General features: G+C 69.8%; 22 protein-coding genes. 11 read left to right on the top strand and 11 right to left on the bottom strand.

Annotated features, from left to right (window positions below):
* Window positions 1–49 precede the first annotated feature (49 nt).
* Entirely contained in the window at window positions 50–2,056 is a 2,007-nt protein-coding gene (locus G448_RS0111440) for a glycoside hydrolase family 31 protein (protein ID WP_026408092.1), read from the bottom strand.
* On the opposite strand from G448_RS0111440, the gene G448_RS0111445 reads away from it, so the two are divergent.
* The gene (locus tag G448_RS0111445) at window positions 2,055–2,240 is read left to right on the top strand and encodes a hypothetical protein (RefSeq protein WP_026408093.1); all 186 of its coding nucleotides are present in this window, start codon (window positions 2,055–2,057) and stop codon (window positions 2,238–2,240) included. The two genes, G448_RS0111440 and G448_RS0111445, sit on opposite strands and share 2 nt — an antisense overlap.
* Here G448_RS0111445 and G448_RS0111450 read toward each other — a convergent pair.
* The 3 genes from G448_RS0111450 to G448_RS0111460 are packed head-to-tail and all read right to left on the bottom strand — an operon-like array spanning window position 2,230 to window position 5,263.
* Window positions 2,230–3,060, bottom strand: coding sequence for a carbohydrate ABC transporter permease (locus G448_RS0111450; RefSeq protein ID WP_026408094.1), 831 nt, complete (start codon window positions 3,058–3,060; stop codon window positions 2,230–2,232). The genes G448_RS0111445 and G448_RS0111450 overlap by 11 nt on opposite strands.
* Window positions 3,057–4,025 carry a carbohydrate ABC transporter permease gene (locus tag G448_RS0111455; RefSeq protein ID WP_026408095.1) on the bottom strand — a complete coding sequence of 323 codons (969 nt, stop codon included), beginning with the start codon at window positions 4,023–4,025 and terminating at the stop codon, window positions 3,057–3,059. Before G448_RS0111455 ends, G448_RS0111450 begins: the two co-directional genes overlap by 4 nt.
* Window positions 4,022–5,263, bottom strand: coding sequence for a sugar ABC transporter substrate-binding protein (locus G448_RS0111460; protein WP_034495099.1), 1,242 nt, complete (start codon window positions 5,261–5,263; stop codon window positions 4,022–4,024). The genes G448_RS0111455 and G448_RS0111460 overlap by 4 nt, the downstream gene beginning before the upstream one ends.
* 223 nt (window positions 5,264–5,486) lie before the next feature.
* Between G448_RS0111460 and G448_RS0111465 the strand changes: the two genes are divergently transcribed.
* Complete coding sequence (locus tag G448_RS0111465; protein WP_026408097.1) at window positions 5,487–6,509, top strand: LacI family DNA-binding transcriptional regulator; 1,023 nt, start codon at window positions 5,487–5,489, stop codon at window positions 6,507–6,509.
* Window positions 6,510–6,598: 89 nt separating this feature from the next.
* On the opposite strand, the gene G448_RS0111470 is transcribed toward G448_RS0111465, so the two are convergent.
* Window positions 6,599–7,270, bottom strand: a complete 672-nt coding sequence (locus G448_RS0111470; RefSeq protein ID WP_026408098.1) for a hypothetical protein — start codon at window positions 7,268–7,270, stop codon at window positions 6,599–6,601.
* 391 nt (window positions 7,271–7,661) lie between these two features.
* Here G448_RS0111470 and tkt point away from each other — a divergent pair, with 391 nt between their 5' ends.
* Window positions 7,662–9,770 (top strand): transketolase, encoded by a 2,109-nt coding sequence (tkt, locus tag G448_RS0111475; protein WP_026408099.1) that lies wholly within the window; start codon window positions 7,662–7,664, stop codon window positions 9,768–9,770.
* A 163-nt stretch (window positions 9,771–9,933) separates the two neighbouring features.
* Here tkt and G448_RS0111480 read toward each other — a convergent pair whose 3' ends face one another.
* The 5 genes from G448_RS0111480 to G448_RS18235 form a co-directional block, all read right to left on the bottom strand.
* A complete protein-coding gene (locus G448_RS0111480; protein ID WP_026408100.1) occupies window positions 9,934–10,686 on the bottom strand; it encodes an iron ABC transporter ATP-binding protein in 753 nt (250 codons plus the stop codon).
* Entirely contained in the window at window positions 10,683–11,699 is a 1,017-nt protein-coding gene (locus tag G448_RS0111485) for an iron chelate uptake ABC transporter family permease subunit (protein ID WP_026408101.1), read from the bottom strand. Before G448_RS0111485 ends, G448_RS0111480 begins: the two co-directional genes overlap by 4 nt.
* Complete coding sequence (locus G448_RS0111490; protein ID WP_026408102.1) at window positions 11,696–12,697, bottom strand: ABC transporter permease; 1,002 nt, start codon at window positions 12,695–12,697, stop codon at window positions 11,696–11,698. Before G448_RS0111490 ends, G448_RS0111485 begins: the two co-directional genes overlap by 4 nt.
* A 62-nt stretch (window positions 12,698–12,759) precedes the next feature.
* Complete coding sequence (locus G448_RS0111495; protein WP_026408103.1) at window positions 12,760–13,764, bottom strand: siderophore ABC transporter substrate-binding protein; 1,005 nt, start codon at window positions 13,762–13,764, stop codon at window positions 12,760–12,762.
* Window positions 13,765–14,093: 329 nt separating this feature from the next.
* Window positions 14,094–14,267 (bottom strand): hypothetical protein, encoded by a 174-nt coding sequence (locus G448_RS18235; protein WP_156911022.1) that lies wholly within the window; start codon window positions 14,265–14,267, stop codon window positions 14,094–14,096.
* A 230-nt stretch (window positions 14,268–14,497) separates the two neighbouring features.
* Here G448_RS18235 and G448_RS0111505 point away from each other — a divergent pair, with 230 nt between their 5' ends.
* The 7 genes from G448_RS0111505 (at window position 14,498) to G448_RS0111540 (ending at window position 21,162) form a co-directional block, all read left to right on the top strand.
* Window positions 14,498–15,220, top strand: a complete 723-nt coding sequence (locus tag G448_RS0111505; RefSeq protein WP_026408104.1) for an L-ribulose-5-phosphate 4-epimerase — start codon at window positions 14,498–14,500, stop codon at window positions 15,218–15,220.
* A 1,121-nt stretch (window positions 15,221–16,341) separates the two neighbouring features.
* Window positions 16,342–16,812 (top strand): PTS sugar transporter subunit IIA, encoded by a 471-nt coding sequence (locus G448_RS0111515; RefSeq protein WP_026408106.1) that lies wholly within the window; start codon window positions 16,342–16,344, stop codon window positions 16,810–16,812.
* 101 nt (window positions 16,813–16,913) lie between these two features.
* Window positions 16,914–17,207: a PTS sugar transporter subunit IIB gene (locus G448_RS0111520; protein ID WP_026408107.1), complete on the top strand. Its 294-nt coding sequence runs from the start codon at window positions 16,914–16,916 to the stop codon at window positions 17,205–17,207.
* Window positions 17,208–17,249: 42 nt separating this feature from the next.
* Window positions 17,250–18,635 (top strand): PTS galactitol transporter subunit IIC, encoded by a 1,386-nt coding sequence (locus G448_RS0111525; protein WP_026408108.1) that lies wholly within the window; start codon window positions 17,250–17,252, stop codon window positions 18,633–18,635.
* An 81-nt stretch (window positions 18,636–18,716) separates the two neighbouring features.
* Window positions 18,717–19,385, top strand: a complete 669-nt coding sequence (locus tag G448_RS0111530) for a class II aldolase/adducin family protein (protein ID WP_026408109.1) — start codon at window positions 18,717–18,719, stop codon at window positions 19,383–19,385.
* A gap of 83 nt (window positions 19,386–19,468) precedes the next feature.
* Entirely contained in the window at window positions 19,469–20,476 is a 1,008-nt protein-coding gene (locus G448_RS0111535; RefSeq protein ID WP_026408110.1) for a dihydroxyacetone kinase subunit DhaK, read from the top strand.
* Between the two features lie 14 nt (window positions 20,477–20,490).
* Window positions 20,491–21,162 carry a dihydroxyacetone kinase subunit L gene (locus tag G448_RS0111540; RefSeq protein WP_211228003.1) on the top strand — a complete coding sequence of 224 codons (672 nt, stop codon included), beginning with the start codon at window positions 20,491–20,493 and terminating at the stop codon, window positions 21,160–21,162.
* Window positions 21,163–21,338: 176 nt separating this feature from the next.
* On the opposite strand, the gene G448_RS0111545 is transcribed toward G448_RS0111540, so the two are convergent.
* The gene (locus G448_RS0111545; protein ID WP_026408112.1) at window positions 21,339–22,295 is read right to left on the bottom strand and encodes a sugar-binding transcriptional regulator; all 957 of its coding nucleotides are present in this window, start codon (window positions 22,293–22,295) and stop codon (window positions 21,339–21,341) included.
* 187 nt (window positions 22,296–22,482) lie between these two features.
* On the opposite strand from G448_RS0111545, the gene G448_RS0111550 reads away from it, so the two are divergent.
* Window positions 22,483–22,764 carry a hypothetical protein gene (locus G448_RS0111550; protein WP_026408113.1) on the top strand — a complete coding sequence of 94 codons (282 nt, stop codon included), beginning with the start codon at window positions 22,483–22,485 and terminating at the stop codon, window positions 22,762–22,764.
* Window positions 22,765–22,771 lie beyond the last annotated feature (7 nt).

The raw sequence follows: 22,771 nt of genomic DNA on the forward strand, positions 1-22,771 counted from the left end.
CCGAGCCGGCCCCGCGCGCAGCCGGGCCGGCAGCGGCTCAGGAGGAGGATCACCCGGGGATGAGGCGCGCGCCCTCACGCCGGAACACGGGGATGTACTCGTACGGCGCCGGGGCCTCGACCCATCGGCCGCCGTCGACGTCCCGCCCCGAGTGGATCTCCGTCCAGCGGGCGCCCGCCGGCAGGTACACCTCGCGGCTGGTCGCGCCCGGCTCCGTCACCGGCGCGATGAGGAGGTCGGGCCCCAGCAGGAACTCGTCGTCGATCTCCCACGCGACGGCGTCATCGGGGAACTCGAGGAACAGCGTCCGCATGGCCGGCAGGCCCGACTCCGAGGCCTGCCTCATGACCTCGCCGATGTAGGGGCGCAGCCTCTCGCGCAGCTCCATGTGGGCCCGGGAGACCTCCAGGCAGCGCTCGCCGTAGCTCCACACCTCGTTGGGCCCGCCGCTGACCGGCGAGCCGAGCTCGCCCCGCGGCTCCCTATGGCCGTGGAGCCTGAAGAGGGGGCAGAACGCACCGAAGGCGAACCAGCGCGCGTACAGCTCGCGGTAGGCCTCGTTCGAGGGGTCGCCCCCGTGAAAGCCGCCGATATCGGTGGTCCACCAGGGGATGCCAGACATCCCGATGCTCAGACCCGCGCGAATCTGCCGGGCCAACGAGTCCCAGGTCGGCGGGATGTCCCCGGACCACACGGCGGCCCCGTACTTGGCCTGCCCCGCCCATGCCGAGCGGCACAGGAGGACGGTCGGCGCCCCGCCCGCATCCCGGTTGCCCTCGAAGAAGCCCCGGGCGTTGTCGCGGGGGTAGGCATTGGCCACCGCGGCGCCCGGCCCGGCGTAGAACGACAGGTTCTTCGGGTGACCGGGGTTGAGCTCGGGCTCGCAGGCGTCCAGCCACCAGACCCGGATCCCCAGGTCGAAGTAGTTCCTCTTGACGGTCTCCCACAGGAAGGCGCGCGCCCGGGGGTTCGTCGAGTCGTAGAAGGCGACCGGGAGGGAGCGCGGCATCTTCTTGTCGTGGATGTCCTGGTGGAACTCCACGCCCTGGTCGCTCCCCACGAGCAGGCCCCGTCGCACCATCTCGTCGTAGTTCTCCGACAGGGGCGAGATCGTGGGCCACACCGAGACCATGAGCTTGACGCCGAGCTCGTCGAGCTCGCGCATCATCGCGGCGGGATCCGGGTACTCCTCGGGGTCGAACCGGTAGTCGCCCATGGCGGTCCAGTGGAAGAAGTCCGTCACGATCACCGACAGCGGCAGCTCCCGGCGTCGGTACTCCCGCGCGACTCCGAGCAGCTCCTCCTGGTCGAGGTAGCGCAGCTTGCACTGCCAGAAGCCGGAGGCCCACTCGGGAAGCTCGGGGGCGTGGCCCACCGCGTCGGCGTAGCGCGACATGATGTCCGCCGGGCGGTCGCCCGCGGTCACCCAGTAGTCGAGCGCCGGGGCCTCATCCGCGACCCACCGTGTGGCGTTGTCGGCGAACTCGACCCTGCCGATGGCGGGGCTGTTCCACAGGAATCCGTATCCGCGGCTGGAGAGGCAGAACGGGATGCTCACCTCCGTGTTCCGCTGCACGAGGTCGACGACGAGCCCCTTGTGGTCCAGGCGACCGTGCTGGTGCTGGCCGAGCCCGTAGATGCGCTCGTCGTCGTACGCCTTGAACTGCTGGTGGATCTCGTACAGCCCCGATCGCCGGCCGTAGAGCACGTGGGCACCGGGCCACCAGAAGTGCTCCCGCTCCTCGGCCAGGAGCTCCGCCCCGTCCCGGGTCCTCAGGAAGGAGAGCATGACGGCGGGCTTCCCGTCGCCCGAGTCGAGCCGCGCCTCGACGGTGAGGCCGCCCGCCACCAGACGGACCGTCCCGTCGTCCGCCCGGCCGGCCGGCGCGATCCGCGCCCCCGCGGGCCTCTCCCCCAGCGCCCCGACGTCCGAGTCGGGAATCCGATGCTGGGCGGCGCGAACGCGCACGGAGTCCCGCCCCCACTGCTCGACTCGAAGGACCTCGTGCGCGTAGCGCACCTCGAAGCCCTCCTCGATGGGCGTGAATTCAAGCATGTCATACATCTTCGTCTTCTCTTTCGCCTTCTATTTCTACGGATTCATGAACAGGATCGGGGGCGGCGCGAGGAATGACCGAGAGGAAGGACGCCGCGCGCACCGGAGGTGCCCGATGATCTGCGAGATCCTGCTCGTGATCGCCAACGACTCCGCGCGCACCGGCGGCGCGCTCAGGCCTTGACCGCGCCCCCCGTCGCACCGGCGGCAACATATTTCTGCGCCACGACGAGCAGGATCGCCGCGGGCAGGGAGGCCATGGTCGCGGTCGCCATGACGGAGCCCCAGTCGGCCACGAATCCTCCGATGTACTGGTAGATCCCCAGGGTCACCGGCCTCGCCGCCGAGTTCGAGTCCAGGGTGAGCGCGAACAGGAAGTCGCTCCAGGCGAACAGGAAGCTGAAGAGCGCTGCGGTGACGATCGCATTGCGGCTCAACGGCAGGACGATGGAGAAGAAGGTGCGCAGGCGACCGGCCCCGTCAACCCTGGCCGCCTCCAGGATGGAGACCGGTATGGCCGACATGAAGGCGCGGATGATGAGGATCGAGAAGGGGATCCCCAGAGCGGAGTCCGCCAGGATCAGGCCCGGGACGGTGTTGAGGATGCCGAGGGTGTTGTAGGCGCTGTACAGGGCGTTGGCGATGATGATCCCGGGGATCATCTGGCTCAGGAGAAGGATGAACAGGACGATCCCCGAGCGCCGCACCCGGTGGAGGGACAGGGCGTAGGCCGCCGGGGTGGCCACGAGCAGGCAGACCGCCACGGCCCCGAGGGAGACGACGAGGCTGGTGACGAGATTGCCCCCCTGACCGGCGAAGGCCTCCCGGTACCCGTCCAGGCCGGGGTGCAGCGGGAGGACCCGCAGGTCGGCGGTGGACACGCCCGGCTGAAGGGAGGCGTTGACCATCCAGTACACGGGGAACAGCATGATCGACAGGAAGAGCAGCCCGAGGGCCGTGCTCAGGGCGGCGCGGCGGGAGCGGCGGGAGCGTGAGGACGTCATGATCCCTCCCCGGATCGGCTGAGCCTGAGGTAGACGACGGCGAACACGACGGACACGAGGACCAGGATGTTGCCGAGAGCCGCCCCCTGACCGAACTCGAAGTTGGCGAAGGACAGCTTGTAGGACTGGGTGGCCAGGGTCTGAGTGGCGTTCGACGGACCTCCCCCGGTGAGTCCCAGGATGATGTCGAGGACCTTGAGGGTGTAGACCACCCCGAGGACCAGGACGACCGAGACCACGGGCCGCAGCAGCGGCCACGTCACATGCCTGAAGGCCTTCCACCCCACGGCGCCGTCGAGGGAGGCCGCCTCGTAGAGCTCGTCGGGGATGTCCTGGAGCCCGCTGTACAGGATGGTCATGTTGAAGGGGATGCCGAGCCAGATGTTGACGATGATGACCGCGATCAGCGCGACGCTCGTACTGGTCAGCCACGGCACGGCCGGCAGGCTCACGGCCTGGAGGAGCTGATTGATCACCCCGCTGTCCTTGTCCAGCATCCACTTCCAGATCGCGCTGGAGACGATCATCGGCAGCAGCCAGGGCAGCAGGATGAGCGAGCGCATCACGCCGTTGAGGGGGAAGCGCCGCTTGAAGAAGATCGCGAGCGCCAGCCCGATGGTGAACTGCCCGGCGATCGATCCCACGGTGAACAGGACGGTGTTGACCATCGCCGTGGAGAACACCGAGGAGCTCAGAACCGAGGCGTAGTTGCCGAGGCCCACCCAGGGGGCCCGGCCGGTGTAGAAGGTGGAGGTGGTGTACTCCTGGAAGCTCATCGTCACGTTCTTGACAATGGGGTACCCGAAGAACAGCGCCATGAAGATCAGGGCCGGGAGGAGGAAGGCCCATCTGCCGAGCTCCTCCCGACGTCGCATCGACCGGCGCTCCGCCCGCTCCGCGGCGGGCCTCGGCGCCCTCCCCGGACCGCGTCGAGCGGTCTCCCGGGGCTCTTCGACCGTCGTCATGAGAGGTAGTCCGCCTTGGCGGTCTCCAGGGCGACCTGGGGCGAGGCCTTGCCGGTCAGGGCGGACTGGACGGCGTTGTAGAGGGCCTCCGCGGTCTTGGGCCAGGCCTCCCCCAGCTGGGCGGTGCGGGCCCGGCCGTTGTTGACGGACTCGACCAGCGACGCCATCTGCGGGAGCCCGGCGAGGTAGTCCGCATCGACCTGGGAGTCGGTGGGGATCGTGTACCGCTCCGTGTTGAGGCTGAGCTGCCGGGAGGCCGAGAGCAGCTCGGAGAGGAGCTCGGCGGCCTTGGCCTGTCGGTCCCCGTCGCCGGTCTGGGGGATCGTCCACACCTCGCCGCCCAGGGGCGCGATCAGGGTGTCGCCCGCCTTGGGGACCGGGATCTCCGCGACGGCCCAGTTGACGTCGGACTCGTCGAAGGTGATGGTCTGCCACGGCCCGTTGATCACCATGGCGGCCTTGCCGGAGGTGAACTGCTCCCCGACGTCGCCCTGGCCCCAGTTCAGGACGCCGGAGGAGGCCGACCCCTCGTTGACCAGGTCCACCCACAGCTGAAGGGCCCCGGCCGCGGCGGGTGAGGCGATATCGGTCTCCTCCGCGCCGTTGGACCAGAAGAAGGGCAGGAACTGCCAGGCGCCCTCGTAGGAGGCCGCGGCGCAGAAGGCGATGCCATAGGTGTCTCCGCTGGTGAGGGTCTTCGCGGCGGTCTTGAGCTCGTCCCACGTGGTGGGGACGGCCACCCCGGCCGCGGAGAGCCTGTCCTGGTCGTAGTAGAGGCCGATGGTATTCGCGCACGGCCCCATACCGTAGAGCGAGCCCTTGTAGGTCCCCGCGCTGACGAAGCCCTCGATGAACCCGTCGGCGCCGATGCCGAAGTCCGACAGCGGGGCCAGCGCGCCCGTGGCGGCGATCTGCTGAAGGTCCGGGTTGTCCAGCATGAGCAGGTCGGGCAGGGACTTGGAGGAGCTCATCTGGAGGACCTTCTGGATCAGGCCGGTGCCGTTGAGGCTCTCCCGCTCGATGGTGACGCCCACCTTGGCGGCGCACTCCTCGAGGGTTCTCTGGAAGATGCCGTTGTCGGGCTCGTCCGCGTAGTAGTCGACGATCTTGATGGTCGCGGAGTCCTTCGACCCGCCGCTCCCCCCGCATGCGGCCAGCGGCACCGCCGCCGCCGCGAGCACCGCGCCCTGCAGGACACGGCGACGGTCGACCATGAGCCTGTGCTGAATCGTGGACATGCCAGCTCCATTCCTCCGCCAACCAGCGACCAGCCTCAGCGATACGTATGCGCACACGTATGCGATCGACATTCGCGCTCATTGGCGGCAAAATACCGGGATCTCGGACGCGGCCTCGTCGCCACGCCTCGCGACCAAAATGTATCGTGATACATCTAATAGCGCAAGGAGCGGCCCCGACCACAGGGCCGCCCATCGGCTTCTATCTCTGGAGTTGCCCGCCATGCCGTCCTCGCCCACCAGCCGCGATGTCGCGCGCACCGCCGGCGTCTCGCAGTCCACGGTCTCCTATGTGCTGAGCGGCAAGAGATTCGTCGCCCCGGAGACCCGGACGCGCGTGCGCGAGGCGATGATCGAGCTCGGGTACCGCCCGCACGCGAGCGCGCGCGCCCTGAAGAGCAATCGCAGCAGGATCCTCGGACTCATCGCCCCCTACCACGAGAGCACCGATGCGCCGGGCCAGTACCGCTACATCGTCTCGCTCGCGGCCGCGTGCAGGCGCCACGGCTACGAGCTGCTGGTCATCAGCGGCGAGGAGGGCGTCGAGGGCATGCACCGGCTGACCGAGTCCGCGCTGTGCGACGGCATCCTCGTCATGGATGTCCGCGACCACGACGCCAGGGTCGACGCCGCGCGCGAATCGCGGATCCCGTCGGTGTTCATAGGCCTCAGCCACGACGCGAACGAGGTCGTCGCCACCGACACGGACTTCGAGGCCATCGGCGCCGGCTGCGCTCAGAGGCTCCACGACGCGGGGCACCGGCGAGCCCTCGTCATCAATCCGCTCTCCGAGCACATCACGCCCATGGGCTTCATACGTCGCTTCGCCCAGGCGCTCGACGAGCGCGCGTCCGCACTGGGGCTGGTGCTCGAGTCCCTGGAGGTCCCCCGCGACTTCTGCTCGATGCGCGCGGCGCTGTCCGGATACCTCTCCGACGCCGGTCCGGCGGACGCCTTCATCGCCGCGCCCGCGACCTCCATCGACGACGCGATCAACGTGCTCATGACCAACGGCCTGACCCCGGGAACCGATATCTCCGTCATCGGGGCCGCCGGCTCCGGGGACTCGCCGCACACCAGCGTGGATTACACCCATTACGACTCGGATGTCGTCAAGGTCACCGAGACCGCCGTCGGGCTGCTCGCCGATCAGCTCGAGGGGCTGCTGCCCCTGACCGGGAGGGAGCCCGAGCGCGTCGCCCCCGTCTTCCACCCGGGGACGTCCCTGAGGACCTCGTCGGGGTGAGCCCGCGCGCCGGGCAGGGCCCGACGGAAGGGGAAGCCGAGGGTGAGCCCGCGCGCCGGGATGAGCCCGCGCGCCGGCGCGCAGCCGTCTCAGACGAGCCGGAGGGCGAGCGGCTCGGCCTTCCCGGCGCCCGTCGCCTCGGCGCGCAGGCCGTTCGCCTCGAAGGCCCAGGGGCCCCTCGCGCCGGTCGCGCGGGCCGCGAGCGCACCGCCGCGTCGGGTCACCCGGAAGACGACGGCGTCGTACCCGTCATGGGCGGGCACCACGACCTCGCGCTCCTCGCCGTCGACCAGGGCGAAGCAGCGCAGGGCGAGGCCATCGGCCCAGTCGGACTCCGGCCGGTCGAGGCGGGAGGAGATCGGCAGGACGCTGCCCTGGCGCGCGTAGAGCGGCAGGGTGCCGGCGTCGTGCCGCTCGCGCACCCACCGGGGCCCGGTGACGTGGGCGACGGCGCGGGGAGGGCCGGAGGCGAGGAGGCGCCCGCCGGAGCTGAACTCGGCGGTCCAGTCCTCCCCCTCGCGCAGGCCGACGGCCAGCGATCCCGCTCGCAGGGTGACGGTCCGCCCCTCGCCCCCCTCCGTCCCAACGGCCTCGGATTCGGCCCCGCCCTCGACGACGCCGGTGAAGCCGTCGTCACCGGCGATCTCGAAGCGGGGCCGCGGTCGGGGGCGCCGCGGTGGTTGACGAGCTCGACCCTGATGACGCCGTCGGCGACGCCCCTGCGGAACGATCCCCCTCGAGGCGCCACGGCCAATGTGCACCAGATTATATTAACGGATCAACAAATTCACTCGAAGACCGACCGTGCTCGACTGCGCGCGTCGACGGCATCAACGGCCAGGGCTCATGGCGCCTCGAGCCCCCGTCCGAGAGCGGGCCGCGAAGGCGCGCTTCCCACCCGACGCCGCATCATCAGCTTTTGTTCACTACCGGCATTTTAGTAGTATCGTCGCATGCCCCGGATGCGAGCCGCCCGTCGGCGGGGCCGTCGGGTCGTCCGGCCGGGGGCGAGGGGCCGGGATCGCGGAGCGCGCGGAATGCACATCCGTCCACCGGCCCGGTTGTTCGCTCAGCAGGGGCCGGGGCAGGATTCCCTTGAGACCGATCGACGGGTACACCCGTCGCAGACACCCACGCACGAAGGAGCCCGCCATGACCGTTGAGCCGACCAGTGAGCCGACCGCTGAGCCCTTCCGGCCCACCGACTTCGATCGTGAGGCGATCAGTGTCGCCAAGGCGCTGGCGGCGGATGCCGTGGAGAGGGCGGGCTCGGGTCATCCCGGCACCGCCATCTCCCTGGCGCCGGTGGCCTACCTGCTGTACCAGTACGAGATGGCCGGGGACCCGGGCGACGCCGGGTGGCTGGGCCGTGATCGTTTCGTGCTGTCGGCGGGGCACGCCTCGATCCTCCAGTACATCCAGCTGGTGATGGCTGGCTACGGGCTGGAGGTGTCCGATCTGGCGCAGTTGCGGCGGGCGGGGTCGGCCACGCCGGGGCACCCGGAGTTCGGTCATACGGCGGGGGTGGAGACGACCACGGGCCCGCTGGGGGCGGGCCTGTCCAACGCCGTGGGCATGGCCATGGCCGCCCGCTACGAGCACGGCCTGCTGGACCCGACCGCCCCCGCGGGCGAGTCCGTGTTCGACCACTTCGTCTACACCGTCATGGGGGACGGCTGCATGCAGGAGGGCGTCGTCGCCGAGGCCGCGTCCCTGGCCGGCACCCAGCGACTGGGCAGCCTCATCGCCGTCTACGACGACAACGACATCACGATCGAGGGCAGCACCGACCTGGCCTTCACCGAGGACGTCTCCGCCCGCTTCGCCGCCTATGGCTGGCAGGTGATCGAGGTCGACTGGAGGGCCGGCGACCGCTACGAGGAGGACCTGGAGGCCCTGCACGAGGCCTTCGTCGCGGCGCGGGCCGAGACCGGGCGGCCGACCCTGATCCGCCTGCGCACGATCATCGCCTGGCCGGCCCCCACCAAGCAGGGCACGGCCGCCAGTCACGGGGCGGCCCTGGGCGCCGATGAGGTCGCCGGCCTCAAGAGGGCCCTGGGCCTGGACCCCGAGGAGGTCTTCCAGACCGCCGGGGTGGTCGAGCGCACCCGCGCCCACGCCGCCGCCCGGGCCGCCGCGGCCCGCCGGGACTGGGACGCCCGGTACGAGGCGTGGCGGGCGGCCGACCCCGAGCGGGCCGCCCTGCTGGACCGCCTGCGGGCCGGCCGGCTGCCCGAGGGCGTCGAGGCCGCCCTGCCCGTCTGGGAGCTCGGGGCGCAGGTGGCGACCCGCAACGCCTCTGGCAAGGTGCTGACCGCCCTGGCCGACGTGGTCCCCGAGCTGTGGGGCGGGTCGGCCGATCTCGGCGGGTCCAACAAGACCACTATGGAGGGGCAGGCCTCCTTCCTGCCCCGGGAGCCGGCCCGCGAGGAGGGCGACGGCCCCTACGGGCGAGTCATCCACTTCGGCGTGCGCGAGCACGCCATGGGCGGCATCCTCAACGGCATCGTCCTGGACGGCCTGACCCGCGCCTACGGCGGCACCTTCCTGGTCTTCGCCGACTACATGCGCCCCGCCGCGCGTCTGGCGGCCCTGATGGGTGTTCCCACCGTCTTCGTGTGGTCCCACGACTCCATCGGCGTGGGCGAGGACGGCCCCACCCACCAGCCCGTCGAGCACCTCGCCTCCCTGCGCGCCATCCCGGGCCTGGACGTCGTCCGCCCCGCGGACGCCAACGAGACCGCCGCCGCGTGGGTCCAGATCCTCCGCCACCGCAACGAGCCCGCCGGCATCATCCTGTCGCGCCAGAACCTGCCCGTCGTGGCCACCCCGACGGCAGCGGCCGAGGGCGTGGCCCGCGGAGCCTACGTCCTGGCCGAGGCCACCGGCGACGACGGCGAGCCCGTCGTCCCGGCGGTGACCCTGATCGCCACCGGGAGCGAGGTGTCGGTCGCCACCGCCGCCCGCACCATCCTCCAGACCGAGTCCGTCCCCACTCGCGTGGTCTCCGCCCCCTGCCTGGAGTGGTTCGACCAGCAGGACGAGGACTACCGGGCCCGCGTCCTGCCCACCGACTGCGTCACGGTCTCCATCGAGGCGGGCATCGCCACCGGTTGGCGCGAGCGCGTCGGCCACACCGGCGCCGTCGTCTCCATCGATCACTTCGGCGCCTCCGCCCCCGCCGCCCGCCTGTTCGCCGACAACGGCTTCACCGGCGAGAATGTCGCCGCCGTGGCGCGCGACGCACTCGCACGCGCCTGACCGCCCCCCCCCGGGAGGGCGGCGCCGTCCGGGGGCCCTCGCGTCCACTGCGGCGCCGCGGGGCCCCGACGCCGCCCCGGCCAGGGCCTCCACCACCCGCCCCGGCCCCGTTCTCCTCCGACCACCGGCCGGAGGAGAACGGGCCCGCCTCACAGAAGCCCGTTCAGAAGCACGCGATCAGGCCCCTGGGGCCCTCGATGACCTCGATGTCGGCATCGAAGATGGAGCTGAGGACCTCGTCGCGCATGATCTCCGCGGGGGTGCCGAACTCGATGACCCGGCCGTCCTTGACCGCGCAGATCCGATCGGCGTAGCGCGCCGCGATATTGATGTCGTGCAGAACGACGATGACCGTGCGCCCGAACTCGCGGGCGGCCCGCTCGACGTGGTTCATCATCTCCACCGAGTGGGCGATGTCCAGGTTGTTGAGGGGCTCGTCGAGCAGGACGTACTCCGTCTCCTGACACAGGACCATGGCCACGTAGGCGCGCTGGCGCTGGCCTCCCGAGAGCTCGTCCAGGTGGCGCCCCTCCAGCTCCGAGAGGCCGAGGAAGTCCACGTAGCGGGAGATGATCGTCTCGTCGTCGGCGGTCAGCCGCCCCCGCGAGTACGGGAAGCGGCCGAAGCCGATGAGCTGGCGCACGGTGAGACGGGTGATGAAGTGGTTCTCCTGGCGCAGGATCGACAGCACCTTGGCCAGGTCCGCGGACCTGGCCCGGGCGACGTCCATCCCCGCCACGCGGATCGCGCCCTCATCGATGCCGAGCAGTCGGCCGATCATCATGAGGAGCGTGGACTTGCCCGCTCCATTCGGGCCGATGAGAGCGATCACCCCGCCGGCGGGGATATCCAGCTCGACGGGACCGATGGAGACCTCCGGGCTGTAGATCTTGGTGACCCGGCGCAGCTCGATCACAGCCGCCCCTTTCTGAGAATGACGACGAGGAACGCGCCGCCTCCGACCAGCTCGATGATGATCGAGACGACGCCCTGGGCGTGGAAGACGTTGTTCATGAGGACGTAAGCCCCGGTCAGCACGAGCAGACCGACGCTGATCGCCATGGGCAGGATGTATCGGTGGTCGTAGGTGCCGCACAGCTGGTAGGTCAGCATCGCCACCAGGAACCCGAGGAAGGTCATGGGCCCCACCAGCGCGGTCGACGTCGCCATGAGCACCGAGACCAGCACCAGCACCGCGACCGAGGTCCGCGTGTGGCTCAGCCCCAGGCTCGTCGTCGTCTGCCTGCCCAGGGACAGGACGTTGAGCCTGCGCGACAGGATGAGCAGTCCGACGGAGGCGATGAGCACCAGCGGCAGCGCCACCGGGTAGTACGCGGGGTCCGCATTGCTCACCGAGCCGAACAGGCGGGCGGTGAGGACGTCGAACTCGCTGGGGGTCAGCAGGCGCTGCATGAAGGTCGAGACGCTTCCCAGTCCCGCGCCGATGACGATCCCGATGAGCAGCATGGCGTGCATGCTGCCCGCCCGTCCCGTCAGCAGCCAGGAGTACAGCAGCAGCGACAGCCCGATCATGAGCACCAGCTGGAGGACGAACATGCTCAGGGTGCGGGCGGCGTCGAGCCCGGCGACGCCGAGGAGGAAGACGGTGGAGGTGTGGATGGCCCGGTACAGGGACTCGAAGCCCATGATCGACGGCGTGATGATGCGGTTGCCGGTCACCGTCTGGAAGGCGACCGTGGCCATGGCCTGGCACACCGCCACGACCGCCATGGCGATGACGCTGGACGAGCGGTATCGGACGATGAGCCAGAAGCCGCGCGTGCCCAGCGGGAGCGGGTTCCCCCAGGAGACCAGTCCGGCGACGAGAAGGAGGGCCAGGGCCGTCAGGCTCAGGTAGAGGATCCACCACCGGCGTCGGGCGCGGGAGGTGGGGAAGGCGCCGGAGCGGCGCACGGTCGGCGCGCTCATGACGACCTCCTGAGCCGGCGGATGATGAGGGCGACGAACACGACCGCGCCGACGATGCCGAGCACGACCGAGACGGGGACCTCGAAGGGGGAGATGATCGTGCGGGCGAGCAGGTCGCAGGCGGTCACCAGGCCGATCCCCACCAGGCAGACCCACGGCAGGTTGGAGCGCAGGTCGTCCCCGCGCCGCATGGAGACCAGGTTGGGGACGACGAGACCGAGGAACGGCAGCGACCCGACGACGACGGTGACGATGCCGGTGGCCAGGGCCACCAGCCCCGTCCCGATCAGGACGGTGCGCCGGTAGTCAACTCCGATGCTGGTGGCGACGTCCTGGCCCAGGCCCGCCGCCGTGAGGCGGTCGGCGTAGTGGAAGACGGCCGCCACCACGCCCAGCACGAGCCACAGGACCTCGTACTGGCCCCGGTAGACCGAGGTGAAGCTGCCCTGGAACCACACTCCCAGCGACTGGAGCATGTCGGTCTCAAGGGCGAAGAAGGTCGATACGGCGCTGACCACGGAGCCGAGCATGATGCCGACGATGGGTACCAGCAGGGAGGAGCGCAGCGAGACTCGCCGCAGGAACAGGAAGAACACCATGGTCCCGGCGAAGGCCATGACGACGGCGCCGACCATGCGCATGAGCACGCTGGCCCGCGGGGCGACGGCCATGACCAGGAGCAGTCCCAGCCCCGCCCACTCGGTGGTCCCGGTGGTGGTGGGCTCCACGAAGCGGTTCTGCGTGATGAGCTGCATGACGAGACCGGACATGGACATGGCGGCGCCCGCCAGGACCAGGGCGATGGTGCGCGGCACGCGGACGTTGAGGAACATCTCGGCGCCGTCGCCGTGGGAGAGGATCGAGTACTCGCCGGTGAACAGGCTCACGACGAGCAGGAGCGCGACGACCGCCGCCCCCGCCAGCAGTCCGACGGTGAGCAGCGGACCGCGGGTGCGGTTCGCGGGCGCCTCGGGGCGCCGGTTCGGGATCGAGGGCATGAGGGCTGCCCCGTCCGCGCGGGCCTCGGCGGGCCGCGCGGACGGGCGGCTGGACGAACGGGTCAGTTCCCGACCTTGGCGGCCTCGAAGGCGTCGGCCATCGAGTTGAGGATCTCGGTGTAGGTGATGATCGACTCGTTGGTGTAGGTGTCCTTGGGGGCGTAGACGGTCTGGCCCTTGGCCACCGCGGTGACGTTCTGAAGGGCGCTGTTGCCGGCGATGACGTCCTGAGCGGGGGTGTAGCCCTCCTTGTCCGCGGAGATCGCGCCGTCGCGGTCGAGCACCAGGAGCCAGTCGGGGTTGGCCTCGGCGAGGGCCTCCACGGAGATGTCGTCCCCCTTGTGGTTCGAGCTCGCCTCCTCATCGTCGACCGGCGCAGGCTTGAGCCCGACCAGGTCGTAGAGCGGCCCCCAGGTGCGCCCGACCGTCGGGGCGACGTAGCCGATCTCGCCCCCGGAGACGTTGAGGGCCATGACCGTCGAGCTTCCGTCGTAGGCCGCCTTGGCCCGCTCCAGGGCGTTGTTGAAGTCGGTGACGAGCTGCTCGGCCTCGGTCTCCTTGCCGAAGACCTGCCCCAGGGCGGTGACCTGGCGGGCGAGCTCGGAGTCGAGGGGCTGCCCCTCGCGCGGCTCCAGGTCGAGCAGCGGCACGTCGGGGTTCAGCTCGGCCATCTGGTCGTCGTACTGGGAGAAGCGCTGGCCGGAGATGATGAGGTCGGGCTGGGCCCCGGTGAGGGCGACGAGGTCGGGATCGCGGTGGTTGCCCATGTCGGCCACGTCGTCGCCGTTGTAGGCGGTCACGGTCGACGGGATGAGTCCCTTGGGGGCGGCGACGAGCGGCACGTCCCACTGCTCCAGGACCTCGAAGGTGCGGTTGTCGGCGGAGGCCGCGCGCTGGACGGGCAGGGCGACATCGACGCTGCCGCGGTTGTCCTCGATGGTGACCGACGAGGTGTGCGACTCGGCGCCCGTGGACGTCGAGTCGCCGCCGGTGGTGCTGCCGCAGCCGCCCAGGGCGAGCCCGGCGGCGGCGATGAGGGCGAAGGCGGCGGGGATCTTGCGGGACATGTCTTCCTTCGGTGGTGTTGGGCGCGATTCCGGCCGGGAACGGCGGGCAGTCGCGCGGAGCACTGGGCGAGCGGAGCGCCGGGAGCACCGCGCGAGCGGAGCAGCGGACGCATTATTAGGTCAGGCTCGCCTCGGTAAAAAGTAATGGCAGACCGATCTCAGGGGCAACAGCGTCAGGCAATGCATCCACGTGGCAGTCGCCACTGCGCGATGACCCCCGTCTCGTCGTCGGGACCGGACGGAGTCGGCGACCAGACGGGGAAGAAGAGGGCGGAAGCCGGGGGGGGGAGGGGACGAGGAGCGGAGGCGGGAGCCAGGGCGCGGGGTTCTCAGAGGGCCGCCACGGCGGCGGCCTGGACGGGCAGGACCCGTGCGAAGACCTCGAGGGCGCGGGCGCACTCCTCGATCTGCTCGGGCGCGGAGGTGATCGTGATGCCCCGCGCATCGCGGAACACGATGTCGGCCAGGTACTCCTCCAGCGCCGCGCCGTCCGTCCGCAGCATGCGGGCGGACGGCGCAGCTCCATGCCGCGCGTCTCCTCCGGACCCCCGTGTGCACGTTCGTTCACCACGGCCGATGCCATGCCGCGGCGAAGACGGCAGGGTGGGCAGCGTCCGCAGGATCCGCCCGTTCCGGGGCGAGCCCCACGACCGGCGGAAACCGGTGAGGAATCAGCGAAAGATAGGAGAGCATCGTGTCCGAGTCGTCCAAGTCGTCCAAGCCGTCCAAGAGGATCGTTCTGTCCGAGCTCGACGCCGAGGTGCGCGAGGCGGTGGCCGCGACCCGCGAGAGGGTGGCACTGCTGCACGCCGAGCTGCCCCGCTGGGGACTGGTGGTGTGGACCGCCGGCAATGTCTCGGAGCGGGTCACCTTCACCCGCGGCGGCGAGACCGTCACGACCGATCTGTTCGTCATCAAGCCCTCGGGCGTCTCCTACGACGAGCTGACCGCCGGCACCATGGTCGTGTGCACCCTCGAGGGGACCAAGATCGACGACGGCACGCCGGAGTCCCTCTCGCCGTCGTCGGACACCGCCGCCCACGCCTACGTCTACCGGCACATGGAGCGGGTCGGCGGCGTGGTCCACACCCATTCCACCTACGCCACCGCCTGGGCCGCGCGCCGCGAGCCCATCCCCTGCGCCCTGACCATGATGGGCGACGAGTTCGGCGGCCCCATCCCCGTGGGCCCCTTCGCCCTCATCGGCGACGACTCCATCGGGCGCGGCATCGTCGAGACCCTGGCGGACTCGAAGTCGCCGGCCGTGCTCATGGCCAACCACGGCCCCTTCACCATCGGGAAGGACGCGCGCGCCGCCGTCAAGGCCGCCGCCATGTGCGAGGAGGTCGCCCGCACCGTCCACATCGCCCATGCCGGCGGCGAGATCACGCTCATCGACCAGGATCTGATCGACCGGCTCAACGAGCGCTACCAGAACGTCTACGGGCAGCACTGACAGCACTGACAGCACCGACAGCACCGACAGCACCGAGCGGCCCCGCCGAGATCGGTCCAGTTCCGCACCGAGATCGGTTCAGTTCCGGCCCGAGATCGGTTCGGAGCGGAACCGGTGAGCCGACTGACCGCAGGCCCGGCCCCGTCCGTCCTCCGCCCTCGCAGCCGCCGCCCCTCGGCTTCCGGTCTCGCAGGCGAAGGGCTCGATGTCGGCCTCGCGGGTTCCATCGGCCGTGCCGCGCCGCCGGGAATGGTGGCGAAGGACGACGTCGGCCTCCACGGGTCACGGCCCCGAGGACGTCCGGCCGCCGCCATGCTGCGGATCGCCGCAGCCCCTATCGGCAACGGCGGTTCGTCACGTGAACGGAGGCTTCTCCCGGACGGCTGAGGGTGAGCATCGGTCGTCCGGGAGAAGCCTCCGTTCGAGTTGCAAAGGTACGTTCGCGCGCTGAGTCCTCGGGCGGACGGCAGCTCAGGGCTCGACCACCGCACGACCCCGCGACGGCGCGGCGGGTCCCACGACCCCGGACGCCGCGGCTCTGCGTGACCGCGGACCGCACGAGCCGCGGTCACCTTGCACGGGAAGCTCCCCTACTGCGCGATGACATCCATCCGGGGCATCGTCCGCCACCGGACCTGAGCAGCACCGGCCCCGACGTGGGCGAGGACGAGATATCTCACCCTCTACGCGCCGGAGCCGGGCCACTCGACCGATCTCGGCGCGGAACTCGACCGATCTCGGCGCGGAACTCGACCGATCTCGGCGCGGAACTCGACCGATCTCGAGCCGGAACTGAACCGATCTCGGCGCGGGCCCGGCCGACCCGCGCCGGCGCGGAGTGCGGGCGCCGACGACGCCGGCGCCCCAGGACGCCCCAGCCCCCTCCGCCCCGACACATATGTACATGTGCACCGGGTCAGGTCTCGACGATCTCAGGCATTTCCCCGGTTAACACAGGTTGTCCAGAGGAGACTCCTCCGAGACGGGCACATATGTACATGGAGGGTCTATCGTCTCGCCTTCCTCCCGCCTATGGTCGAGGCCGTGCTCGAGGAGGAGCCCCGGCCGGAGCGAGGCGCACTGCGGCGCACCGATCCCCCGGCACGATCGAGGAGGGAACCATGCAGCGCGATCTTCTGAAGCGCGATCTCGTCCAGCTGGACTGGGAGGTCGCCGATCAGGACGAGTTCTTCAATCGGATGAGCGACAGGCTCCTGGGACTCGGCTACGTCGAAGAGTCGTTCCCGGCAGCCGTCAAAGCGCGCGAGCGGGCCTATCCGACAGCGCTTCCGACGCAGCCGGAGGCCATCGCCATCCCGCACTCCGATGCCGAGCACATCATCGAGCCGTTCATCGCCTCGACGAGGCTCGCGTCCCCCGTGACCTGGCACGAGATGGCGAACAACGACGAGACCCACGCGGTCCGCTTCATCTTCATGCTCGGCTTCACCAAGGAGGACGGGCACGTGGAGGTCCTCCAGATCCTTCTCGAGAACTTCCAGGACCCCGGCTTCATGCAGAGGCTGGACCGAGCGCGCACCGAGGACGAGTACGTCGCCGCGCTGGCCACCATGTCGGGCCTCGACGCCTGATCGGCTCCATCGCACCCGCTTCGACCGCGCCCGCCACGACCTCGACCACACCCATTGCAAAACCCCAACCCCACCCCACCATTCGGCAAAGGAGCCTCACGATGAGCGCAAAAGTCATCGTCGCCTGCGGAAGCGGCGTCGCCACCTCTCAGACCGTCGCCAGCAAGGTCGACCGCCTCCTCAAGGAGGCGCGCATCAACGCGGACGTCCAGGCGGTCGATCTGAAGTCCGTCGATCGCCACCTCGAGGGGGCGGCCGCCTACATCACCATCGTCCGCGAGACCAAGCAGCGCGATATCCCGGTCATCAACGGCATCGCCTTCCTGACGGGAATGGGGCAGGACCGGGAGCTGTCCAAGCTGATCGACGCCATCAGGGCGAACGGCGACCGCTGAGTCGCGAGCCGCGCCACCGCACGACCTCGGAAGGAGAACATCATGCAGATTCTTCAGGGCTCGGTGAACTTCCTGCTCTCACTGGGAGCGGCGATCTTCGTCCCATTCATCATCATCGTCGCGGGTCTGCTCGTGCGCATGAGGGTCAAGGACGCCGTCTCGGCGGGCATCACCCTCGGTGTCGCATTCTCCGGGATGACGATGCTCATCAGCTACATGACCGCCGCCATCACCCCCGCCGCCCAGGCGATGTCGGAGACCGTCGGCGTCGATCTGCCCATCACCGACGGCGGCTGGACGACCATGTCCACCATCTCCTGGTCATGGCCCTACGCCTTCCTCATGTTCCCCCTGGTGATCGGCATCAATATCGCTCTCATCCTGCTGAGGCAGACCGAGACCTTCAACGCCGATCTGTGGAACGTCTGGGGGAAGATCTTCACGGCGGTGGCCGTCTACTACATCACGGGCTCGGTCGTGCTCGCCTTCGTGATCGCGGCCGTTCAGACCGTCTTCGAGCTCAAGGCCGCGGACTTCCACCAGTACCGCGTCGAGACGATGTCGGGGATCCCCGGCGTCACGATCACGCACCGCATGGTCTTCCTCGCCGCGCCGATGTATCCGATCGACTGGCTGCTGCGCAGGATCCCCGCGCTCAACCGCTCGTTCAATGCGAATGACCTGCGCGACAAGGTGGGGATCTTCGCCGAGAACCACATCCTCGGCTTCATCCTGGGCATCCTGTTCGGAGTCCTGGCGCGATTCGACGTGGCCGCCACGCTGACGCTCGGCATCCAGGCGGCAACCGCCCTCACGCTCTTCCCGGTGATCTCGAAGTACTTCATGCAGGCTCTTGAGCCCATCTCGAACGCCATCTCCGAGTTCATGCAGAAGCGATTCAACGACCGTCAGCTCTTCGTCGGGCTCGACTGGCCCTTCCTCGGCGGGGCGAACGAGATCTGGCTCGCCGTCATCTGGACGATCCCGGTGACCCTGCTCTACTCCTTCTTCCTGCCCGGGAACAAGATCCTCCCGTTCGCGGGCATCATCAACGTCTGCATCGCGGTGGCCGCCTACTTCGTCTCCAAGGGGAACATCATCCGGATGCTCATCCAGTGCACCATCTTCGCCCCGGTGTTCCTGTGGGTCGGCACCGCCTTCGCCCCGTTCATGACCGAGCTGGCCAACTCCACCAAGGCCGTCGATCTGGCCGACGGCCAGCTCATCTCGAACTCGTCGATCGATGCGCCGGTCTTCACCTACGCCATCTCCCACCTCATGCAGGCGGTCGAGGGCAACGTCCTGCCGCTGATCGTCCTCGCCGTCTGGCTCGTCTGCTTCGTCCTGTACTCGCGCGAGCTCGTCGTCGAGCGCAACGCGGCGCGCCGGGCCGAGGCCGATACCGGCACCGCCACCGTGTCCGCGTAGCGCTCTCATCGCCCATCCGCGGAAATCATCACCGGCAGAAATCTCGCAGCAACCTCATCGAATTCCTCAAAGGAGCACGTCATGCTGGAACCCTTCAAGAAGGACCTGTGCACCATCGCCAAGCGCGCCCAGCGCGACGGCCTGTGCAAGCACAAGTCCGGAAACTTCTCCATCCGCGATGCGGAGAGCGGGCTGCTCGTCGTGTCGCCCACGGGCCTCGACCGCGAGGAGATGAGCCCGCGCGACGTCGTCGTCATGGACCTCGACGCGCAGGTCGTCGAGAACGACTCGGGGCTGCGCCCCACCTCCGAGGTGCTCATGCACATCGAGATCTACAAGGCCCGGCCCGAGGCGCGCGCGATCGTCCACACCCACTCGCCCTACGCCACGTCCTTCGCCGTCCTGGCCAGGCCCATCCCGGCGATCGTCTACGAGGTGGCCAATCTGGGTCTGAGCCGGGGCCGGATCCCCGTGGCCCCCTACGGGCGCCCGGGAACCCCCGAGCTCGCGCGCCACGTCCGCGAGGCCGCCGCCGAGGCCGACTGCATCCTGCTGGAGAAGCACGGCACCGTCGCCATCGACGATCGCACCATCTACGAGGCCTTCCTGAAGGCCGCCTATATCGAGGAGCTCGCCGAGCTCTACCACCACGCCCTGACCGCGGGCGGCGGCGCGGAGCCCGACTGCTTCGATCAGGCCGAGCTGCGCAAGTGGGAGTACCCCGCGCAGATCGGCCTCCCCCGCGGCTGAGCCCGGCCCCGGGGCCGCGCGGATCGGCCCCGGGACTGCGGCGGGGAGAAGACGAGACGACGCAGAGAATGAGGACAGGAAGAATGAAGAAGATACTGAACAGCGCGGACACGTTCGTGCGCGACACCATGGAGGGCATCGAGGCGGCCTACGGCGATCGCGTCGAGCTGCTGGGAGGCGACTTCCGGGTGCTCGTCTCGACGCACCCGAAGAAGGAGGGGAAGGTCGGCATCGTCACGGCCGGGGGCTCGGGGCACCTGCCGCTGTTCCTCGGCTACGTCGGCCAGGGCATGATCGACGGCTGCGCTGTGGGGGAGGTGTTCGCCTCCCCCTCGGCGGAGAAGATGGCCGACATGATCCGGGCGTGCGACAGCGGCGCCGGGGTCCTGTGCCTCTACGGGAACTACAACGGCGACATCTTCAACTTCCGCATGGCCTGCGAGGACGTCGAGTTCGACGACATCGAGACCAGGCAGCTCCTCGGACGCGACGACGTCGCCTCCTCCCCCGCCGAGAGGGCGGACAAGCGCCGTGGCGTCGCCGGGATCGTCTACGCCTACAAGATCGCGGGCGCGGCCGCCGATGAGATGCGGAGCCTGGACGAGGTCGTCGAGGTCACCGAGCGGGCCCTGGCGAATATCCGCACCATGGGGGTGGCGCTCTCCCCCTGCATCGTCCCGAAGGCCGGGGAGCCCACCTTCACCATCGGCGACGACGAGATCGAGATCGGCATGGGGATCCACGGCGAGGCGGGAATCGCCGTCGAGCCCATGATGACCGCCGAGGAGATCGCCACGCGCATGATCCGAACCATCGAGGCGGACATGCCGCTCGCCGACGGCGACGAGGTCTCCGTCATGGTCAACGGCCTGGGCGGCACCCCGCTGGAGGAGCAGCTCATCGTCTACCGGTCGGTCTCCTCCCTCCTGAGGAAGCGCGGCGTGACCGTCGTCATGCCGCACATCGGCGAGTTCGCGACCTCCATGGAGATGGCGGGGCTGTCCGTCACGGTCTTCAAACTCGACGAGGAGCTCAAGCGACTCCTGCGGGCCCCGGCCTCCACCCCGTTCTACACGAACGCCAACAAGTGACGACGAGGGAGGACATGATGCTCAACGCACGGACTCTGAGCCGGATCTTCTCGTCGATCAGCGAGCTGATGGAGCAGAACCGGGACTACCTGGTCCGTCTCGACCAGGTCAACGGGGACGGCGACCTGGGGATCTCGATGGACGACGGCTTCAGGGCCGCCGCCGCCTTCTTCGCCGAGTCCCTGGAGTCGGGCGAGGAGACCGACCTCGGGCGGCTCCTGCGTCGGGGCGGCAAGGTGCTCAACGAGGCGGCCCCCTCGTCGCTCGGCACGATTCTCGCCTTCGGGCTCATGGGCATGGCCAAGCGCCTGCGTGGAAACCAGGAGGTCGACGTCATCGCCGCCGTCGGCGCCCTGGATGCGGGCGTGCAGAACATGATGGACAAGGCGGAGTCGAGGCCCGGGGAGAAGACGATCATCGACGCCCTGGTGCCCGGCGTCGAGGTGCTGCGCGGCGGGGCGGCTCGGGCCGCCGGCGACGCCGAGGCCGAGAGGGCCCTGCTGCGCGATGCCGCGGCCGCCGCTGCCGCCGGATCGGAGGCGACCCGGCAGATGGAGGCCGTCCACGGACGGGCCGCCTACTCGGCCGAGCGCAGTATCGGGGTGCTCGACGGCGGCTCCGTCGTCGGGCGCCTCATCTTCGCCGGCATCGCCTCCGCTCCGGCCGAGACGCGGCCGGAGCGCTGATCCGGCACCGGCTCCGGCCAGGGCGAGGAGCCGCTCGCCGGCCCGGAGCGCCGGGCCGGCGAGCGACGTCCGGCCGAAGCGCTGGCCCGAAGGCGCCGTGTCCGGCCGGGGCGCCGTCCGGCCCGACCCCGACCGACCGACTCCCCGCGGCAGGCCGCTCGTGATGGAGCGACCGGCTACAGGGCCGCGAGGATCACCGCGGCCGTCTCGTAGTCCGTGACGAGCGAGCTGATGATCCTGCCCCGGACGGCCCCGATGATGGCATCCGCCTTCTCGGCTCCGGCGGCCACACCCACGACCATGGGGATCCGCTTGAGGTCCTCCAGCGGGAGCGCGAGCGTGCGCCTCGACAGGGGCGTCACCACGTGATCCCCCTTCATGTCGTAGTGATGGTCGAGGATGTGCCCGACGGCGCTCCCCCGCTGAATCGCCTGCACCACATCGGGCGTGAGGTACTCGGCGAGGATATTGCCCGGACCGCGCGCCTCGATGCCGGCGACGCCGACCATGGCCATATCAGCGCGGGCGCCCAGGGCGAGGGTCGTGGCGACCTTCTCCTCCCGCATGAGAGAGGGCAGGAGAGCGGGGTTATCGACGATCAGGGGCATGGACATCCGCGACATCTTCGCCCCGAGCCTCTCCGCGATCCTGCTGCACACGGTCGGGGCGTCCCGCCCCCACTCCGGGAGCCCTCCCGGGATCGATCCGAGCAGCTGCACGACGGTGCAGTTGACCCGGGTGAGCGGCTGGAGGTGGCGCGCCACCGCGGCGATCGAGCGCCCGTTGCCCACCGCGAGGACCTGCCCGTCCAGCAGGGTGTCGGCCAGCAGCTCCGCGGCCGCCCGACCGATCGCCCCCATCGTGTCGGAGTCCGGCACCTCGGCGACGCGGATGCTCGCGATGGGCAGACGACGTCGCAGGTCCGCCTCGATCGCGAGGATCCGCTCCAGGGGATGGGAGATCGAGACGCGGACGATGCCCCGCTCGCGCGCCTGGGCGAGCAGGCGCGACACGTGGGGGCGGGAGTACCCGATACGCGCTGCGATCTCGGACTGCATCAGGCCCTGCTCGTAGTACATCCTGGAGACCCGCAGCAGGATCTCGACATCCGCGCGCCGGCTCCCCGCGACCATGGAGCCATCCTAATGGGCCCTCGCCCTCCCCCGGCCCGAGTTCGGGCGGCCCGGGCGCTCGCACGGCGACGCCGGCCGTGAAGTGGACACCCCCGTGACTGGATCCGGCTCGAGTGGTAGCGTCGACGTTTGTTCAGGACTCGTCATAACTTGTCGTGTCCATGATGCTGCAGCAGGAGGTCGTCGAATGCCGGATCGGCTGGCGTGGAACGGTGAGCAGGTGTCGCAGGCCGTGAAGGACCTGGACGCCGCGAGTGGCGAGATCAGCGGCAAGACGGTGGAGCCGCCGTCGGGGTGCGGGTGGTCGGCGTCGTCGGCGGCGACGGTGGTCTCGAATCTGCAGTCGGGACTCTCGTCGTTGCAGACCAACATACCGCTCAATTCGAGCAACCTGTCGACCGCCAACGCCACGATGCGGGACACCGATGAGGCCGTCGCCAGCGGCGTCCCGTCGGCGGACAGGGGCTGACCGGAAC

The organism is Actinomyces gerencseriae DSM 6844 (genome assembly GCF_000429265.1).
Classification (GTDB): Bacteria; Actinomycetota; Actinomycetes; order Actinomycetales; family Actinomycetaceae; genus Actinomyces; species Actinomyces gerencseriae.